At 73.2% G+C, this 13,507-nt stretch carries 13 protein-coding genes; 1 reads left to right on the forward strand and 12 read right to left on the reverse strand.

Annotation, left to right across the window (positions count from 1 at the left end):
- The first annotated feature begins 266 nt into the window (after positions 1 to 266).
- Positions 267 to 746: a hypothetical protein gene (locus ACFPIH_RS07350; protein WP_381169386.1), complete on the forward strand. Its 480-nt coding sequence runs from the start codon at positions 267 to 269 to the stop codon at positions 744 to 746.
- Between the two features lie 13 nt (positions 747 to 759).
- On the opposite strand, the gene fabG is transcribed toward ACFPIH_RS07350, so the two are convergent.
- From fabG to ACFPIH_RS07410, 12 genes are read right to left on the reverse strand one after another with little or no spacing between them, the layout of a single operon-like run.
- Complete coding sequence (gene fabG / locus ACFPIH_RS07355) at positions 760 to 1,488, reverse strand: 3-oxoacyl-ACP reductase FabG (protein ID WP_381169388.1); 729 nt, start codon at positions 1,486 to 1,488, stop codon at positions 760 to 762.
- 1 nt (position 1,489) lies between these two features.
- Positions 1,490 to 3,058 (reverse strand): MFS transporter, encoded by a 1,569-nt coding sequence (locus ACFPIH_RS07360; RefSeq protein ID WP_381169390.1) that lies wholly within the window; start codon positions 3,056 to 3,058, stop codon positions 1,490 to 1,492.
- The gene (locus ACFPIH_RS07365) at positions 3,055 to 4,491 is read right to left on the reverse strand and encodes a nitrosuccinate lyase (protein WP_381169392.1); all 1,437 of its coding nucleotides are present in this window, start codon (positions 4,489 to 4,491) and stop codon (positions 3,055 to 3,057) included. The genes ACFPIH_RS07360 and ACFPIH_RS07365 overlap by 4 nt, the downstream gene beginning before the upstream one ends.
- Positions 4,488 to 6,419 carry an FAD/NAD(P)-binding protein gene (locus tag ACFPIH_RS07370; protein WP_381169394.1) on the reverse strand — a complete coding sequence of 644 codons (1,932 nt, stop codon included), beginning with the start codon at positions 6,417 to 6,419 and terminating at the stop codon, positions 4,488 to 4,490. The genes ACFPIH_RS07365 and ACFPIH_RS07370 overlap by 4 nt, the downstream gene beginning before the upstream one ends.
- On the reverse strand, positions 6,416 to 7,336 hold the full coding sequence (locus tag ACFPIH_RS07375; RefSeq protein ID WP_381169396.1) for an NAD-dependent epimerase/dehydratase family protein: 921 nt from the start codon (positions 7,334 to 7,336) through the stop codon (positions 6,416 to 6,418). Before ACFPIH_RS07375 ends, ACFPIH_RS07370 begins: the two co-directional genes overlap by 4 nt.
- A gap of 3 nt (positions 7,337 to 7,339) precedes the next feature.
- Positions 7,340 to 7,903: a hypothetical protein gene (locus tag ACFPIH_RS07380; RefSeq protein WP_381169398.1), complete on the reverse strand. Its 564-nt coding sequence runs from the start codon at positions 7,901 to 7,903 to the stop codon at positions 7,340 to 7,342.
- Positions 7,900 to 9,561, reverse strand: a complete 1,662-nt coding sequence (locus ACFPIH_RS07385) for a class I adenylate-forming enzyme family protein (protein ID WP_381169400.1) — start codon at positions 9,559 to 9,561, stop codon at positions 7,900 to 7,902. The genes ACFPIH_RS07380 and ACFPIH_RS07385 overlap by 4 nt, the downstream gene beginning before the upstream one ends.
- Positions 9,548 to 10,372, reverse strand: coding sequence for a hypothetical protein (locus ACFPIH_RS07390; protein ID WP_381169402.1), 825 nt, complete (start codon positions 10,370 to 10,372; stop codon positions 9,548 to 9,550). The genes ACFPIH_RS07385 and ACFPIH_RS07390 overlap by 14 nt, the downstream gene beginning before the upstream one ends.
- Positions 10,369 to 11,541, reverse strand: a complete 1,173-nt coding sequence (locus ACFPIH_RS07395; protein WP_381169404.1) for a beta-ketoacyl-[acyl-carrier-protein] synthase family protein — start codon at positions 11,539 to 11,541, stop codon at positions 10,369 to 10,371. Before ACFPIH_RS07395 ends, ACFPIH_RS07390 begins: the two co-directional genes overlap by 4 nt.
- Entirely contained in the window at positions 11,531 to 11,809 is a 279-nt protein-coding gene (locus tag ACFPIH_RS07400) for an acyl carrier protein (RefSeq protein WP_381169406.1), read from the reverse strand. Before ACFPIH_RS07400 ends, ACFPIH_RS07395 begins: the two co-directional genes overlap by 11 nt.
- Positions 11,806 to 12,081 carry an acyl carrier protein gene (locus ACFPIH_RS07405; RefSeq protein WP_231976156.1) on the reverse strand — a complete coding sequence of 92 codons (276 nt, stop codon included), beginning with the start codon at positions 12,079 to 12,081 and terminating at the stop codon, positions 11,806 to 11,808. The genes ACFPIH_RS07400 and ACFPIH_RS07405 overlap by 4 nt, the downstream gene beginning before the upstream one ends.
- A gap of 45 nt (positions 12,082 to 12,126) precedes the next feature.
- The gene (locus ACFPIH_RS07410) at positions 12,127 to 13,506 is read right to left on the reverse strand and encodes a class I adenylate-forming enzyme family protein (protein ID WP_381169408.1); all 1,380 of its coding nucleotides are present in this window, start codon (positions 13,504 to 13,506) and stop codon (positions 12,127 to 12,129) included.
- Between the last annotated feature and the right edge of the window lies 1 nt (position 13,507).

Raw genomic sequence — 13,507 nt, forward strand, 5'->3', positions numbered from 1 at the left:
AAGCACCTCATGACGTCAGGATCGCCCACAGGCACGCTCTGGGCAACGGAGATTCTCAGGGGGTGCCCACCCGACGCCGGCGCACGGCTCACGGTGGGCCAGGCGTCTCTCCTCCATCCCAGAGAGCGGTAGAACGCCCAGCTCACAGTGGGTTCTTCATCCCGGCGTCCCAGGAATCACCTGTGCGCTTGCCTCCTTCGACGAGGAACCCGACGCTGACCCCGAGCCGACGCAACACAAGAACGCAAGAAGAGAATGGAACTGCCATGCGCAAATTGATGTTCCGAGCGAACCGGACGGCTGTCACCGTCGTCGCCGCCGCCTTCCTGGCGTCCGGGGTGGTCGTCGCGGGGGCGACGACCGCCTCCGCGGACGGGTGCGTGGGTCCCCTGTGCGGCGCGGTGAAGAACAGGACCGGCCAGACGATGCACTACACGATGAGTCTCGGCGAGGGCCCGCACTACTGCGACGTGTGGAACTGGGACGGCGGCACCGGCAGCGAGTTCAAGCACGCCAAGTGCAAGCAGGAGTCGTTCGGCAACGGAACGCGGGGCGGTAACGGCACCGGCAAGGACGTCGACGCCTTCACGTTCGCCACCCACGGGTACCACGAGCGGTTCTCGCGGGTCGGTACCTGGCACTGGCGGACGAAGGGTGTCTGGACGAAGATCCGGAGCGGGGAGATCGCCGACTGCGGCATCGGCGACAACAACGAGGTCTGGTGCACCGTACTCGTGCAGGCGTGAGGCCGCCCCGGGCTCAGTGACCCAGTCCGGCACCCCCGTCGACCGGGATCACGGCGCCGCGCACATAACCGGCGCCGGCCAGGAACGCCACCGCGTCGGCGACCTCGTCCGGGTGGGCGAGGCGGCCGGCCGGGGTCCGGCCGAGCAGGGTCTGCCGCTGCCGCTCGGTGAGTGCGCGGCTCATGTCCGTCTCGGTCAGACCGGGTGCCACCACGTTGCAGGTGATGTCCCGGGGGCCGAGTTCATGGGTCAGCGACCGGGCGAAACCGACCAGACCCGCCTTCGCCGCCGCGTAGTTGCTCTGCCCGGCGGCGCCGTGCAGAGCCGCCGTGGAGGAGATCAGCACGATACGGCCGAAGCCCTGCCCGAGCATCCCGCGCATCGCTCGCCGGGCGACCCGGAAGGCGCCGGTGAGGTTGGTGTCGACGACGGAGGTGAAATCCGCCTCGCTCATCGTCAGCAGCAGCCGGTCGTGGGTGGCGCCCGCGTTGGCGACCAGGACACCGACCGGACCGTGGGCCGCCTCGGCCTCCTTGAAGGCCTGGTCCACCTGTTGACTGTCCGTCACATCGCAGCGTACGGCGAGGAGTCCCTCGGCGGCGGGGGGCTCCGCACCGCGACAGGTGACCGCGACCCGGTCCCCCGCCGCGGCGAATCGGCGGGCAATGGCCAACCCGATCCCCCTGTTCCCCCCGGTCACGAAAACCGACCGGGGCGCGGGCCGTTGCCCGGTGCCTTCCACTTCAGTTCCCTCCACTCTCACTGTCGGTCTCCCGTGTGCGCAGCCCCACGACGGCCACGCCGAAGCCGATGAAGGCCAGTACGGCGGTCCAGAACGTGGCCGCGTACATCGAGTCCAGGAAGGCGCGGTCGGCCGTGGCCGCCAGTTCCGGCAGCCGCAGCGAGCCGGCCAGCGAGCGGGCCGCCTCGGCCGAGGCCGTGGCCTGCTCCCGAGCGTCCGGCGAGAGCCCCTGCGGACCGCCCGGCAGCGCGGCGTCCGCCATGCGGTCCCGGTACACCGCGGAGAGGATCGAGCCGGCCATCGCCACCCCGAGCGTCCCGCCCACCTGCCGCGTGACGCTGTTGACGGCCGACCCGGCACCCGCGAGCTGCGGCGGGACCCGGCTCATCATCACGGCCGTGACGGGGGTGCCGACCAGGCCCATGCCGAAGCCCTGCACCCACAGCAGCGCGACGACGACCGGGATCGGTGTCTCCGTGTCGAACCACAGATAGCCGACGTACGTGACCGCCGTGGCCAGGGTCCCGGCCGCGACCGTCCACCGGGCCGAGAGCAGCCTGCTCATCGCCGGGGACGCCTGACTGCCCAGGACGATGCCCACCGCGGCGGCGATCATCACGGTTCCGGCGTCGGCGGGTGAGAGCCCGCGGGGCCCCTGGAGGTAGAACGCCGCGTAGAACAGGTGCCCGGCCAGCGCCCCGAACGCGATCAGCAGCACCAGGCTCCCGGCCGTGAACCCGGGCTGCCGGAAGAGCCGCAGGTCCAGGCTGGGCGCCGGGGACCTGCGCTGACCGGCCACGAAGACCGCGAGCAGCGCGGCGCCCACGACGAGGGGCAGCAGGACGTGTGCCCCGTACCAGCGCTGTCCGTTGCCGAGTTCGATGATGCCGTAGACCACACCGCCGAGACCGAGGACCGACCACGCGAGGCCCGGCAGGTCGAGCACCCTGCGCCCGGGGCCTTTCAGCGCGGGCACCACGGCCACCACCCCGGCCAGACACAGGGCCACGATCGGCACGTTGACCAGGAACACCGAACCCCACCAGAAGTGGCTGAGCAACGCACCGCCGACGACCGGGCCGACGGCCACGCCCAGTCCGCTGGACGAGCTCCAGATCGCGATGGCCCGTGTGCGTTTCTCCGCCGGAGTGCTCTGCACGATGACCGACAGGGTCGCCGGCATCAGCAGCGCGCTGCCGGCGCCCATGAGGACGCGGGCCACGATCAGCCATCCCGCGTTCCCGGCGAACGCGCCGGCCCCGGACGCCGCGCCGAACAGCGCCAGTCCGGCGAGGAGCGTGGTCCGGGGGCCGAAGCGGTCGGCGAGCGCGCCGCCCGCGAAGAGGGTGCCGGCGAAGACCAGGGTGTAGGCGCTCGCCACCCACTCCAGCTCGGCGGGGGTCGCGCCCAGGCCCTCGGCCGGGTCGGCCAGTGTGGTGACCGCGACGTTGAGGATCGAGGTGTCCAGCCAGATCAGCATCTGGGCGCAGACGACGACCACGAGGACGGGCCACGACCGGGAGGGCGCCGTCCTTCCCCCGGTCGCCGCGGTGCGGCTCGGGGCGCTCATCGGACGCCCCCGTCGGCCGTGGGGTCCGTGACGGGGCGGTCCCCGTATCTGCGCAGCGCCCGGTCGACCAGCGCGTCGGCGGCTCCCGTGTAGCGGGCCGGATCGAGGAGTTCCGCCAGCTGGGCGGGGGTGAACCGGGCGGACAGTTCGGGGTGGCCGAGCAGCACCTCGTCGAGGGGACGTCCGCTGTCGGCCGCTTCGGCCGCGGCGGCGGTCAGCAGTTTCTTCGCCCGTGCCTTGCCGAACGCCGGGGCGAGCGCCACCGTCAGCCGTTCGGAGACGATGGCGCCGCCGGTCAGTCCGATGTTGGCGAGCATCTGTTCCGGATGGACGACCAGCCCCTCCGCGAGTTCCACGGCGGTGTGCGCGGCTCCGCCCGCGAGGCGCAGCGCCTCCCGCAGCGGCTGCCACTCGGCGTGCCATGCCCCGGCTGGCCGCTCGTCCTCGGCGAGCATGCACTGGGCCAGGACGAGGGCGTGTGCCGGTACCTGACGGGCCGCGGACACGATCAGTGTGGCGAGCGCCGGGTTCCGTTTCTGCGGCATCGCCGACGAGGTCCCGCGTCCGGCCGCCGCGGGCTCGGACAGCTCGCCGATCTCGGTGCGGGAGAGCGTCTGCACATCGAGCGCGAACTTGCCGAGTGCCCCGGTGACCAGTTGGAGGACCGCGCCCAGGTCGGCGACGGGGGTGCGCGCGGTGTGCCAGGGGAGCACCGGTTCGGCCAGTCCCAGGGCCTGCGCGAACGGCCCCAGCAGTTCCACCCCGCCCTCGTCCTTCCCCCCGTCGAGTGCCGCGTACTCGCGGTACGCCGCGAGGGTGCCCGCCGCGCCGCCGAGTTGTGCGGGGAGGGCGGAGGCGAGCGCCCGTACCCGGGCCAGGGCGTCGGCGACCAGGTGGAGCCAGCCCGCCGCCTTCAGGCCCAGGGTGGTGGGCACCGCGTGCTGGGTCAGGGTGCGCCCGGCCAGCAGGGTGTGGCGGTGGGCGGCGGCCAGCGTGGCGAGGGCGACGCGGACGCGGTCCAGGTCGGCTGCGATCAGGCCGAGCACCCGGCGGGCGATCAGCATGGCCGCCGAGTCGAGGATGTCCTGGCTGGTCGACCCGCGGTGTACGTACTCGGCCGCGGCCGGGTCCTCGGCGGCGACCACCTCGGTGAAGGCGGTGACCAGGGCGACCACCGGGTTGGCCGTGGCCCGGGCGGCACGGGCGAGGGCGACGGGGTCCAGCCGGTCCGCACGGGCCGCCGCGGCGATCGTCTCCACGGCGGCGGCGGGGGTCAGCCCGACGGCGTGCTGGGCCCTGGCGAGCGCCACTTCGACGTCGAGCATGGCCTGCAGCCAGGCCTCGTCGGTCGCCTCGGCCGCGACCGGCGTGTCCGCCCAGGTGGGGGCGAGCAGGCCCGCGTCGGTGCCCACGGACAGCGCGTTCACACTCATCGACTCCCTGTGCCGGATATTTGATGTGCCGTCAAGGACGCGGCCTCCATGGGCTCTTCGCCCACCGGGAGCCGCAGGGCCGCCCGCGCGATCGCGTCCGAGTCCTCCAGCGTCACCGAGCCGACGCCGGGCCTGACGCCGACCGCGGTGACCCAGCGCACCCCCTCCGTCGGCACGCCGAACGCGAACCGGCGCGGGTGCGCCCGGCCCGCCGCGTCCACCAGCCGGGGCGGGCCGCCCGTCACGGCAAGGCCGCCGGTCTCGTGGCCGTCCAGCCGGTACGGGACGCAGTCACCGGCCGCGTACAGCGCGCGCAGCAGGGGGTTGGCGCTGCGCCGCAGATCGACGCCGGGCAGCCGGGCCTCGATCAGCGCGTCGGCGCGCACGGGCGGTGCGGACACCCGTTCCGCGTCCACGAGGAAGCGCCCCTCGTGCGTCGAGGGCCGTACCCGCGTCCCCGGACCGACGAGGTGCAGCACCTCGGCCTCGACGAGCGCGATCAGCTGCTCGATCCGGAAGGCCGGCGGGCCGATCGAGGTGAAGGCGTTCAACGGCGTGTACCAGCCGTCGAGTTCGCCGCGGTAGGACTCGCCGGAGACCCCGCCGTGGTCGACCACCAGCCTGATCTCGTTGCGCAGGTCCCGCAGGGCGTCCAGCGCGGCCTTCAGCGGCCCGCTCACATTGCCGCGCCGGGCCTCGGTGAGATCCCTCCGCAGATACGCAAGCAGCCAGCGCCGGAAGTCGTCGCGACCGGCGAAGTTCCGCTCGCCGTACGGGCGTTCAACGCGCCGCCAGTCCCACCGTTCGCCGGGCGGCACCGCGTACCGATCGAGCAGCTCCGCCTCGGAGCACCGGCCCGCCAGGGTGGACCGTACGAACTCCTCTGCGGCCCAGGTCCCTTGGGCGGCCCGGATCCAGGTCTCGTAGTAGACGGTGCGCACCTCACGGTCGATCAGCGGCCAGACCTCGCCGCGGAAGGTGACGGGCCGCCCGCCGTCCGCCAACCGCCGTAGCCCGGCGATGACTTCAGGGGTCAGGAACCGGGGGTGGTGGCGGCCGAGCGCGCCCTTCTCGTTCTCGCCCCGGGCGTGGTACGGCACTCCGCGCCGTGAACCGGCGTACAGCACCGGCTCGTTGCCGCTCGGGAGGTACGCGAGGCCGGTCCCGCTCTCCTTGAACGTGCCGCCGCGGCCTTCGGTGAGCAGTGCCAGGTGGTCGAAGAAGTTCAGCCCGAGGCCGCGCAGGGCGACCGGCATGCCCGGTGTGATCCCGTCCAGTTGGGCGTCGGCCGGGTTGGCGGGCGCCACGTGGATCAGGACGTGCCGCTCGGCGAAGTCGGCCAGGCCACGTTCCTCCTGGTCGGGGGCGAGCTCTCCGTGGCCGAGCGCCAGCACCACCGCGTCCATCCCGGTGAGCCGGGCGCCGTCCTCCAGCGTCACCGTCTGCCGCTCGTCGGAGGTGTCCTCCAGCGCGACCGCGGTCGACCGGTGAACGTGGACCGTCACCCCGTCGGGAGCGGTGCGTAACAGGTGCCGGAACACCCATTCCAGGTAGTGGCCGTGGAACGCCCTGGTCGGATAGGTGTCGGGGCCGAGCCGCCGCGCCTCGGCCACGACCCGGTCCGGGTGACTCCCGGGAAGCGTCCGCGCCCAGTCGTACAGACTCGGTCCCGGCACCGGCGGCCCCGCGCATTCCACGCTGTCGTCGGTGAACAGGGTCACCTGGGAGGCGACCGTGTTCATCAGCAGCCCGTCCGGCTGACCGGTGCGCCACACCGCGCCCGGACCGGGCGGATACGGGTCGACGAGGTGCACGGCGACCGGTCGGCCGGTGCCTTCGGCGTTGGCGCAGATCCGCTCCAGGACGGAGAGCCCGCGCGGACCGGCGCCGATCACACAGATGGCGAGGGCGCCCCCGGGTCCTGTCATTCCCGGCCCAGCCCGTCGCGCCAGCTCGGCCGCAGCGGCTTCCAGCCCAGCGTCGTACGGGCCCGGTCGTTGGCGGCCCCGCGTGCCGCGGTGAGCTGATGCGTCATGAACCAGCCCAGCAGCCGGGGCGCGAGGGCCGCCGGAACCGTGCGCGGGGGCGGGCCGCCGAGCACGCGGGCGTAGTGCGGCAGCCACTGCGCGGCCGGGGCCGGTTCGTCGTCCGTCACATGGAAGACACCGGTGGCCTGGGACTCGACAGCCGCTACGGCCGCCCCCACGGCGTCCTCCACATGCAGGAACGACGTGATTCCGGCGCCGCCCTCGGGCAGCGGGAACTTCCCGGCCAGTACCCGCATCGCGGTCCCGCCGTCACGGGCGTACGCGGTCCCGGGGCCGTACAGCGTGCCGTACCGCAGCACCGCGCCCGCGAGGTCCGGCCCGCCGTCCAGGACCAGCCGCTCCAGCTCGGCGACGGCCCGAACGGTGGCGGCCCAGCCCAGGTCCGGGGCATCCACGTGCAGCGGCGCGTCCTCGTCGAGGACCGGCGGTCCTTCCGGTGCGGCGGCGAAGGCGATGGACTGCGCGACCAGCCGCCGGGCGCCGGCCGCCCGGGCCGCCTCGACCAGGTGGGCGGTGCCCTCGGTGCGCAGCCGGGCGGTCTGCGCGAAGGCTTCCACGGGGTCGTCGCGCAGCAGGCGCAACGCCGACAGCTGGTGGACGACCACCTCGGGCCGGGCCGCCGAGACCGCCGACAGCACGGCCTCGCGGTCGAGGGCGTCGGCGACCACGATGTCGTCCGCGTCCGGGGCCCGCGACTCCTCCCGCACCAACGCGCTCACCCGGTGGCCGCGTGCCCGCAGCGCGCCCACCAGCGGGTGTCCGACCACTCCGGTGGCCCCGGCGACGAGTATCCGCACGGCTCAGCCCTCCCCGCCCGCGGCGACCGGAGTGGCGACCCGCATCAGCAGGCGGCACGCCTTGTCCCCGTCGCGCAGACAGCTCTCGGCCCGGTTCTCCGTCAGGGTCACGCCGAGCCCCTCGGACCAGCCCGCGTGGATGTCGGTGCACGGGCACCGGTATCCCTCCAGCGCACCGGCCATCCGCACCATGGTGACGGCGAAGTTCCGCTTCAGCGTGAGCACGATGGTGTCGTCGGCCTCCACCTCGGTGGAGGCGTTGCGCAGTTCCGGCGGGAACATCCGGTCACCGCACTCGTCGTAGCGGCGGCGCAGCTCCTCCAGGTCCTTGCCGGTGTCTCCGCTGTCGGGGAGCGGTCCGGATCGGCGGGCGACGCGCTCCGCGACGTGCAGGGCGACCTTGCGCAGCGCCTCGGCGTTGATCTCGTTGGCGGCCTGCTGTCCGAACCGCGCGGCCACTCCCTGGTACCAGTGGGCGTCGTGCTGCCACCACAGCCGGTACGCCTCCCCCGCCCGGGCGCGGTGGTTGACGCCTTCAGTGCCGTCGGTGCCCGTACTCGTGCTCATGCGTGCTGCTCCTTGGCGGCGAACCTGTCGCGCATCACTCGTTTGAGAACCTTGCCGGTGGCGCCCTTGGCGACCTCGTCCGGCTCCATTCGCAACGCCCGTGCCACGGGCGGCAGTCCGGCCGCCGCCAGCACGGCGTTGGCCCGCCCGGTCCACACCGTCTCCCCCGAGTCGTCGGCGGTGTCGGCGAGTTGGAGCAGTGCGTACGCCTCCGCCTCTCCGTCGCCGTCCCAGTCCGCCCGTACGCCGTCCGGGGCGACGCCGACGACCGTGCAGTCGGCCAGCTCGGGCAGTTCGGCCAGCAGGAGTTCCTCGGTGCGGGTGCTGAAGACGATGCCGGCGCGGGTGCGGATGGCGTCCGGCGCCCGGTCGAGGTGGTAGAAGTTGCCGTCCTCGTCCATGTGGGCGAGGTCCCCGGTGAGCCAGTAGCCGCCGAGCCGCATCCGGTTCCAGGTCAGCGAGTCGTTCCAGTAACCGGGCGTGAGCGTCGGCGACTTCAGGCCGAGGCGGCCGGTCCGTCCCGGCGGCAGCGGGGTGCCGTCCTCGGCGAGCACGGCGGCCTCGGCGAAGCTGATCGGCCTGCCGACGCAGCGCGAGTAGGCCGAGGTGTCCTTGGTGTGCCGGTTGTGGAAGACGGAGTAGCCGGCCTCCGACGAGCCGAGCCCGTCCACGAAGACCGAGCCGTCCACACGTACGTGGCTCAGGTCGCGGCGGACCTCGATGTGGCCGCCGTGCTGGACGAGCGCGCGGATGTGCGCCTCGTGCGCCGCGTCCCCGGTGTTGAACCACACCTGCACGCTGGACAGGTCACGCTTCGTCAGGTCCTCGGCGGCCATCTCGCCGAAGGTGCCGGCGAAGGCCAGCACGGTGGTCGGCCGGAACTCCTCGACGGCGTCGAGCACTTCGGCGCCGCGCCGGCTGGAGAGCAGCATGATGTCGGTGCGCAGCAGCAGGCAGTAGAGCAGGGTCGCCACCATGGCGTTGTGCGCGCCGGGCAGCCCCACCAGGGTGCGCTCCATGTCGGTCCCGGTGGAGTAGCGCAGCCGGTGCAACTGCGCGTACATCAGCGTCCGGTGGGTGTGCGGTACGCCCTTGGGCATGCCGGTGGTGCCGGAGGAGTGCGAGATGAGCACCGGGTCACTCGGGTCGTGCCGGTACGGGTAGGCGGGTGGCAGCGACGCGCGGTGCTCCGGCCGGATGTCCTCGGCGGTGACGCGGAAACCGAGGCCGGAGTCGGCGAGTACCGCCCGGTGGCTCTCGTCCGTGAAGGCGCCGACCGCGCCCTGCCGGCTCACGTAGGCGCGTGCCGTCTCCGGGGCCAGATGGCCGTTGACGAACGACGGGATCGCGCCGAGGGACGTCAGCGCCAGGAAGTTCACCGCGAACTCGGCGCTGGAGTGGGAGTGGACGGCGACCGGGTCGCGGGGCCGCACGCCCTGGGCGGCGTACCAGCCCGCGTAGGTCTCGACCACCTCGTGCAGCCGGCCGAGCGTCAGTACCTGGGGACGGCTGCCGTCCGGTGCCCGCCAGCCGCCGTCCGTGCGCAGTACGGGTTCGTCGAGCGGACGGCCGTACGCCTTCAGGCGCTCCAGGACGTTGCCTGCGCCCAGTTCGGTGTCGGAGCAGATCCGCGCCCGCTCCTGCCTACTGATGAGCATGGGAGTCGCTCTCGTTTCTGTCGGCAGTGATGTCGGCGGTGATGTCGGCGGTGAGGAGGAAGGCGGAGGGCGTGAGGCGGTGGCTGCCGCCTTCCCGCAGCAGTCGCCGATGGACGGCGGCCAGCTCGAACAGGCCCTGGATGCTTCCGGGACGCCGTACGTCGTCGTGCGGGGGGACCCTGCCCGAGGCGGACGAGGCGTCCGGGGCGACGGTCACCGGCGCGCCCGCGTCGGCCCGGCCGAGCAGGGCCGCCGCCGCCAGTCCGGCGACCGCGGGGAGGCCGGGCACCGGACGGCCGCTGCCCTCGGTCAGTTCCCGGTGGACGGCGGTGACCCGCTCGCCGCCGCCCAGCTCCACGCCCAGCACCAGGACGCGGTCCAGTTCGGGGTCCTCGAGCAGCAGATCCGCCATGGCCAGGAGCTCGGTCACCGGGTCGTCGAGGGTGGAGACGCTGAACATCTGCCCGGTGATCCCGAACTCCCGGCTGGTGTGGCCCAGTACGGAGTTGGGGGTGGCCTGCATGAACAGCAGCGGGTTGTGGACCTTGCCGGAGACCATGCGGCTGCTGGCCAGGTCGGCGGTGGTGGTGTCGCCCATCAGACCGGCCAGCGCGACGGCGGTGCGTGAGCCGTCGCCGGGGTGCTCGGTCAGGCACCGGCGGCTCACCTCGTACGCCAACGGGCTGAAGGCGGACTCCACGAAGCCGGGCAGCCTCGGCAGCGGTATGTCGTCGTCCCGCCCGGTGCCGTGGGTCGCGGTGGCGGTGGCGAGGACGCCGAGGGCGGAGCGCAGCAGGGGCTTGGTCGTCACGGCCGCTCCAGGACGAGTGCGGTGTTGGCGCCCCCGAAGGCGGCGTTGACGGTGAGGGCGCGGCGCAGGTCGGCCTCGCGCGGCCGGTTCGGCACGTAGTCGAGGTCGCACTCGGGATCCGCCGTGGTGTACCCGGCGGTCGGCGGCAGGACGCCGTCCGTCAGGGCCAGCAGCGTGATCACGAACTCCACGACGCCCGCCGCCTCCAGGAGGTGGCCGGTGGTGCTCTTGGTGGAGCTGACCGGTATCGACTCCGCGCGTTCGGGGAAGGCCGCCCGCAGGCCGCGGGTCTCGGCCCCGTCGTTGTACTTGGTGCCGGTGCCGTGGGCGTTGACATAGCCGAGGGCCGCACCGTCGGGGTCGCCGGCGAGCCGTGACGCCTGTGCCGCCGCGCGGGCGAGGCCGACGCCCTCCGGGTGCGGCTGGGCGATGTGGTGGGCGTCCGTCGCCGCGCCCCACCCCACCACGGACGCCAGCGGCCGGGCACCCCGGCGCCGGGCGTGTTCGGCCGACTCCAGGACGACGACGGCCACTCCGTCGCCCAGCAGCAGTCCGCTCCGGTCGGCGCTGAACGGGCGTACCACGCCGTCGCGGGACAGCGCCCGCCCGGAGTCGAACTTCCCGAACGTCTCCTCCTCCACCAGGTAGCCGCCCGCGCAGACCGCCACGTCGGTGCGCCCGGAGGAGATCAGCCGGCAGGCGTGGACGATCGCGGCGGCGGAGGCGACACAGGCGTTGGTGAAGGTCAGCCGCGGCCCGGTCGACCCGAGTTGCGCGGCGAGCAGTTCGGCGAGCCGCGCGGGTACGGCGTCGGCGGTGCGCCGCGCTGCCGCCGGGGTCTTCTCAGCGCCTCGCCAGTACCGCGTGACGGCGGTGTGGTCACCGGCGATGCCGAGCAGGACCGCCGCCTCCGTGCCCGGGCGCAGGCCCGCCATGTCGAGGGCCTGGGTACCGCATTCGGCGAGCGCGTGGCGCAGTGCCCAGTCCTCGACCGCGTCGGGGCCGTCGGGTGCGGCGGCGGCCATCGGCGTACGGTACGGGCCGGTGTCGAACCTCGTGGTGGGCGCGAAAGCGGGAACTCCCGCGAAGACACCGCGCCGAAGGGCTTCGGCGCCGGTGCCGAACGCGGTGCGTACGCCGAATCCGGTCACCGTGACCTCACCGCTCATCGCGGTCGCTCCCTTCGGTGGGGTCCAGGCCGACGGCGCGCAGGTAGTCGGTGAGCCGCCGGAGCGAGGTCAGTCCCGCGATGTCCTCGTCGCTGGGCTCCACGACCAGGCCGTAGCGCTCCTCCAGCACATGCAGGAGCCACACCAACCCGAGCGAGTCCAGGACGAGTTCGGCGTCCTCTTCGAGGTCGTCGGGCAGCCCGGGGAAGATGTTCCGGTCCGCCAGCAGTTCCCGTACGGTGTCGGTGGTGAAGGTGCTCGTGCTCATGCCTTCGCACCGCGTCGGACGACCTCGGCGACGAGCCCGCCGAGGGTCAGGGACGCCAGGGGCTCGATGTCGGTGTCCGGTATCTCCACGCCGAACCGTGATTCCAGCCGCAGCGTCAGCTCGATCAGGCTCAGTGAGTCCACGTCCAGCCCGCCGACGGTCACCGGGCTCTCGTCCGTGATGCCGTCGCGGCTCGTCAGGATGTTCATCTCGTCTATGACCGCGGTCAGGACGAACTCGCGGATCTCGTCTTCCAGGGTCGACGTGCTCATGATCGTTGTCTCCACGTGAAGGGTCGGAAGGAGTGAGGAGCGGAACTACGCGCCGCCCGCCGCCGCCTGTAGAGCCGCCGCCTGGCGCAGCAGCTTCCCGTTGGACGTGCGGGGCAGGGACTCCAGCAGCCGGATCACCCGCGGCAGTTTGTGGTCGGCCAGGCGTTCCCGGCACCAGCGCAGCAGTTCCGCCGCGGACGGCTGCCCGGCCCCGGCGGCCGGCACGACGTACGCCTCGGTGACGCCCTCGTGGACCAGGACCGCCTGCTCGACCGCCGGGTGCTCGCGCAGCACGTTCTCCACCTCGGTGAGGTCCACCTTGAGGCCGCCGATCACGACGAGGGAGTCGGCGCGGCCCCGCACCAGCACCGTCCCGGAGCCGTCGACCGTGGCGCGGTCCCGGGTGTGCAGCCAGCCGTCCGCGTACTGGGTGCCGCCGGAATCGTAGAGGTACGGCGACTCCTCGACGGCGACGTCCAGTTCGCCCCGGTGCGCGCGCAGCACCACTCCCGGAGCGGGGCGGCCCACCGCGGGCCGCAGACTGCCGTCGGTGTGCATGGCGACCACGCCGGTCTCCGTGGTCCCGTAGGACTCGCCGACCGGAACCCCGTAGCGTTCGGCGAACCGCGCCGCGGTCTGCGGGGGCATCAGCTCGCCGCCCGAGACCGCGACCCGCAGGTCGGGCAGCGCGGGGGGATCGACGGCCGCGGCGAGGAGTTCGTAGTGCATCGGCACGCCGAACAGGGCGGTGATCCGGTGCTCCACCGCGGTCCGCAGGATGTCGCGGGCGGAGATCCGGGGAGCGAAGACCACACAGGCGCCGGCCGCGAGGGAGTGCAGCAGCCCGGCGACCAGGCCGAAGCTGTGCGCCGTCGAGCTGAGCAGCAGCAGCCGGTCGCCCGTTCCCGGCATGCCGGGTATCAGGGCGAACCGGTCGACCTCCGCGGCCAGCGACCGGGCGGTCCTGCCGATCACCTTCGGCCGCCCGGTGGAGCCCGAACTGAACTGGACAAGCCCGTGGTCGGTGGTGGCAGGGCGGCCGCCGCCCCGCCGCTCGGTGACGACCTCGTACTCGGACCGGAAGCCGAACGTCGCCTGGACGTTGGTACCCGCGCTCACCATGAACTGCGGCCGGCAGACGGCGCACAGCCCCGCGACCTCCGCCGGTTTGAGCCGGAAGTCGAAGAGCAGCGCCTGGGCGCCGAGCCGCCACAACGCCAGCAGCACCTCGGCCTGGGTGAAGCTGGGCGGTGTCCGCAGCCCCACCGTGCTGCCCGGGCCGATGCCGTATCCGGCGAAGACGGCGGCCTGTTTGTCCACCCGCTCCCGTAACTCGCCCCGGTTGACCGTCTCCTGTCGGTGTATCAGATAGGGGAGACGGTCGTCGTCCTGCGCGTCGAGAAGGCTCAGGACCAGGGATCTCATG

The sequence above is a fragment of the Streptomyces vulcanius genome, from assembly GCF_042653945.1.
Classification (GTDB): Bacteria; Actinomycetota; Actinomycetes; order Streptomycetales; family Streptomycetaceae; genus Streptomyces; species Streptomyces mangrovi.